Consider the following 4,650-nt stretch of genomic DNA (forward strand, 5'->3'; position numbering starts at 1 on the left):
TTGGTGACGCCCATTTCCTCCTTGAGGAACCTGATCACTTTATTGGCCTCGGGCGAGCCGGCCTTCCACTCGATGCCGGCGTAGATGTCCTCGGAGTTCTCGCGGAAGATGTCCATGTCGACGTCGCCGGGCTTTTTCACCGGACTCGGCACACCCTGGAACCACACCACCGGGCGCAAGCACACATAAAGGTCGAGCTGCTGGCGCAGGGCAACGTTGAGCGAACGGATGCCGCCGCCGACCGGCGTGGTCAGCGGGCCCTTGATCGACACCACGTATTCGCGCACCGCGTCGAGGGTTTCCTGGGGCAGCCAGGTGTCCTGGTCGTAGACCTGGGTGGCTTTCTCGCCGGCATAGACCTCCATCCAGGCGATCCTGCGCTTGCCGGCGTAGGCTTTGTGTACCGCCGCATCGACCACCTTGATCATCACCGGGCTGACATCGACGCCAATGCCGTCACCCTCGATGTAGGGGATGATCGGGTTGTCTGGAACGTTGAGCGAATGGTCCGCGTTGACGGTGATCCGGGCGCCGTCGGCCGGTACCTTTATCTTCTGGTATCCCATGCTGCACTCCGCTTTCCTGGTGTGGTTGGACAAACGTGTGATGCACTGAGCCTAAACCACATCCACCGGCGCGCAACCTGGCCCGGATCCCCGGACCGCCGTGCGGCATCGCGCCACATTGCCCCTACGTCTTTGGTCTTATAAGTGAACCGATCTCACTGGGCCTTGCTGATTAGGCCAAAGCATTTGTTATACTCCGGCGCTGACCGCAGGGTCATGACCCTCGATGGCCAGCAAAACCTAGGCTGTTACCGCAGTTCAGCCGTTTGACGCTCGACTGATGCATCCACCATCACCGCTCGTAGCCTCTCGACCTTCCGCTCATGGCGCCGCCAGGGCGAAGCGCCTACCCTGCGCACCTCGAGACTTCGAGCACGCTCAGCAAATCAGAGAGTTAACCCGCATATGCCCACCCGTTCCAAGATCATCTACACCTTCACTGACGAAGCTCCGGCCCTCGCCACCTATTCACTGCTGCCGATCATCGAAGCCTTCACCGCTTCGGCTGACATCGCCGTCGAAACCCGCGACATTTCCCTCGCTGGCCGTATCCTCGCCGCATTCCCGGAGCAACTGGGTAGCGACAAGCAGGTAGGCGATCACCTGGCGGAACTGGGCCAACTGGCCACCACTCCTGAAGCGAACATCATCAAGCTGCCGAACATCAGCGCCTCGGTGCCGCAGCTCAAGGCCGCCATCAAGGAACTGCAAGGCCAGGGCTACGCCATCCCTGACTACGCCGACACCCCGGCCACCGATGCCGAGAAAGAATCCCGCGCCCGCTACGACCGCATCAAGGGCAGCGCCGTGAACCCTGTGCTGCGCGAAGGCAACTCCGACCGCCGCGCGCCGCTTTCGGTCAAGAACTACGCGCGCAAGCACCCGCACAAGATGGGTGCCTGGGCCGCCGACTCCAGGTCGCACGTGGCGCACATGAGCCAAGGCGACTTCTACGGCAGCGAGAAGTCCGCGCTGATCGAAGCCGATGACACCCTGCGCATCGAGCTGGTCGAGAAGAACGGCACCACCACCGTCCTGAAGGAAAAGACCGCCGTCAAGGCCGCCGAAGTGGTCGATTGCGCCGCCCTGAGCCGCAAGGCCCTGCGCAGCTTCATCGCCGAGCAGATCAAGGACGCCCAGGCCAGCGGCGTGCTGCTGTCGGTCCACCTGAAGGCCACCATGATGAAGGTCTCCGACCCGATCATGTTCGGCGTCATCGTCGAAGAGTTCTACAACGACGTGCTGGCCAAGCACGGCGCCGCGCTGGCTGAAGTCGGCTTCAACGCCAACAACGGCATCGGCGACCTGTACGCCCGCATCAAGGCCCTGCCAGCCGAGCAGCAGGCGCAGATCGAAGCCGACGTGCAGGCGCTGTACGCCGCCCGCCCGGCCCTGGCCATGGTCAACTCCGACAAGGGCATCACCAACCTGCACGTGCCGAGCGACGTCATCGTCGACGCCTCGATGCCGGCCATGATCCGTGACTCGGGCAAGATGTGGAACGCCGCGGGCGAGCTGCAGGATGCCAAGGCTGTCATCCCCGACCGTTGCTACGCCGGCATCTACCAGGCCGTGATCGAGGACTGCAAGGCCAATGGCGCCTTCGACCCGACCACCATGGGCAGCGTGCCGAACGTCGGTCTGATGGCGCAGAAAGCCGAAGAGTACGGCTCCCACGACAAGACCTTCCAGATCAAGGCCGACGGCGTCGTGCGCGTGGTCGACAGCAAGGGCAACCTGCTGCTGGAACAGAACGTCGAGGCTGGCGACATCTTCCGCATGTGCCAGACCAAGGACGCGCCGATCCAGGACTGGGTCAAGCTGGCCGTCAACCGTGCCCGCCTGAGCGACACCCCTGCGGTGTTCTGGCTGGACCCCGCCCGTGCCCATGATGGCGTGATGATCGAGAAGGTGCAGAAGTACCTGAAAGATCACGACACCAGCGGTCTGGACATTCGCGTGCTGGCGCCGGTCGAGGCGATCAAGTTCTCGCTGGCGCGCATCCGCGAAGGCAAGGACACCATCTCGGTGACCGGCAACGTGCTGCGTGACTACCTGACCGACCTGTTCCCGATCATGGAGCTGGGCACCAGCGCCAAGATGCTGTCGATCGTGCCGCTGATGAACGGCGGTGGCCTGTTCGAAACCGGCGCGGGCGGCTCGGCCCCCAAGCACGTGCAGCAGCTGGTCGAGGAAAACTTCCTGCGCTGGGATTCGCTGGGCGAGTTCCTGGCCCTGGCCGCTTCGCTTGAGCACCTGGGCGACGTCTACGCCAACCCTAAAGCCAAGGTACTGGCGGCGACCCTGGACCAGGCCACCGGCCAGTTCCTGGACACCAACAAGTCCCCGGCGCGCAAGGTTGGCGGCATCGACAACCGCGGCAGCCACTTCTACCTGACCCTGTACTGGGCCCAGGCACTGGCCGCGCAGAACGATGACGCCGCGCTGAAGGCCCGATTCGCGCCGCTGGCCAAGGCACTGACCGAGAACGAGGCGACCATCGTCGCCGAGCTCAACGCGGTGCAAGGCAAGCCGGCCGACATCGGTGGCTACTACGCCCCGAACGCCGAGCTGACCGCCAAGGTGATGCGCCCGAGCCAGACCCTCAACAGCGCGATTGCCGCGCTGTAAGGTTCCCTCGGTAACACCACAAGCCCCGGCCACGCACCGGGGCTTGTGTGTTTCTGAAAGACCGGGTTGCTCCCTTCGCTGGCAAGCCAGCTCCCACAGGTACCGCGCCAAGCTCAGGATCACGCGGTACCTGTGGGAGCTGGCTTGCCAGCGAAGAGGCCCGAAAGAACAACACAGGAGTCACCACATGACCTGGCACCCCCACATCACCGTCGCCACCATCGTCGAAGACCAGGGCCGCTTTCTTCTGGTCGAGGAATTCAAGGCCGGACAACACGTCTTCAACCAGCCCGCCGGCCACCTCGAGCCCGACGAGACCCTGTCCCAGGCCGCCCTGCGCGAAACCCTGGAAGAAACCGCCTGGGAGGTCGAGCTCACCGGCCTGGTCGGCATCTACCTGTACACCGCGCCCAGCAACGGCGTGACCTACCAGCGCATCTGCTTCGCCGCCCGCGCCGTGCGCCACCACACCGACCGGGCGCTCGACAGCGACATCACGCGCGCCGTGTGGATGACCCGCGACGAGCTGCTCGCCGATCCGTCGCGCTGGCGCAGCGAGCTGGTGCCTCGCTGCATCGACGATTACCTCGCGGGCCCCTTGCACAGCTTGGCGCTGCTGCGCGACTGACAGGCACTTCGCCTTGACGGCGCGGGCCTGATAGAATTGACGTCTTTTTCCAGATACACACCGGTAGCCATGTCCAGCCCAGCACCCTTTGATCCCGCCAAGACCCGCGTCATCGTCGGCATGTCCGGCGGCGTGGACTCGTCCGTCTCCGCCCTCCTGCTCATCGAACAGGGTTACCAGGTGGAAGGTCTGTTCATGAAGAACTGGGAAGAGGACGACGGCACCGAGTACTGCACCGCCCGTGAAGACCTCGCCGATGCCCAGGCCGTGTGCGACCGCATCGGCATCAAGCTGCACACCGCCAACTTCGCGGCCGAGTACTGGGACCATGTGTTCGAGCACTTCCTCGAGGAGTACAAGGCCGGCCGCACGCCGAACCCGGACATCCTCTGCAACCGCGAGATCAAGTTCAAGGCGTTCCTGGACTACGCGATGTCGCTAGGCGCCGACCTGATCGCCACCGGCCACTACGTGCGCCGCCGTGACATCGACGGGCGCACCGAGCTGCTCAAGGGACTGGACCCGAACAAGGACCAGAGCTACTTCCTGCATGCCGTCGGCGGCAACGAGATTGCCCGCACGCTGTTCCCGGTTGGCGAGCTGGAAAAGCCCGAAGTGCGCGCCATCGCCGAAAAGCATGGCCTGGCCACGGCGAAAAAGAAGGACTCCACCGGCATCTGCTTCATCGGCGAGCGCCGTTTCAGCGACTTCCTCAAGCAGTACCTGCCTGCGCAGCCCGGCGAGATCCAGACCACCGACGGCGAGGTCATCGGCCGCCACCATGGCCTGATGTACCACACCATCGGCCAGCGCCAGGGCCTGGGC

General features: G+C 64.2%; 4 protein-coding genes. 3 read left to right on the forward strand and 1 reads right to left on the reverse strand.

Annotated features, from left to right (window positions below; genetic code table 11):
- Positions 1 to 566, reverse strand: a 566-nt coding sequence (locus tag VJS90_RS02665; protein ID WP_324118836.1) for an isocitrate/isopropylmalate family dehydrogenase, incomplete at its 3' end; no start/stop codon positions are given.
- 405 nt (positions 567 to 971) lie between these two features.
- Between VJS90_RS02665 and VJS90_RS02670 the strand changes: the two genes are divergently transcribed.
- The 3 genes from VJS90_RS02670 to mnmA form a co-directional block, all read left to right on the forward strand.
- Positions 972 to 3,197, forward strand: coding sequence for an NADP-dependent isocitrate dehydrogenase (locus VJS90_RS02670; RefSeq protein WP_324118838.1), 2,226 nt, complete (start codon positions 972 to 974; stop codon positions 3,195 to 3,197).
- A 187-nt stretch (positions 3,198 to 3,384) separates the two neighbouring features.
- Positions 3,385 to 3,825 (forward strand): NUDIX hydrolase, encoded by a 441-nt coding sequence (locus VJS90_RS02675; RefSeq protein ID WP_324118840.1) that lies wholly within the window; start codon positions 3,385 to 3,387, stop codon positions 3,823 to 3,825.
- A gap of 69 nt (positions 3,826 to 3,894) precedes the next feature.
- On the forward strand, positions 3,895 to 4,650 hold a 756-nt coding region (gene mnmA / locus VJS90_RS02680; protein WP_324118842.1), incomplete at its 3' end, for a tRNA 2-thiouridine(34) synthase MnmA.

It is taken from the genome of Pseudomonas sp. (assembly GCF_035277045.1).
GTDB lineage: Bacteria > Pseudomonadota > Gammaproteobacteria > Pseudomonadales > Pseudomonadaceae > Aquipseudomonas.

What these genes read in the sequence shown, in the direction of transcription:
- VJS90_RS02670 (WP_324118838.1), top strand. Translation starts at nt 972, where the DNA reads ATGCCCACCCGTTCCAAGATCATCTACACCTTCACTGACGAAGCTCCG.
- VJS90_RS02675 (WP_324118840.1), top strand. Translation starts at nt 3,385, where the DNA reads ATGACCTGGCACCCCCACATCACCGTCGCCACCATCGTCGAAGACCAG.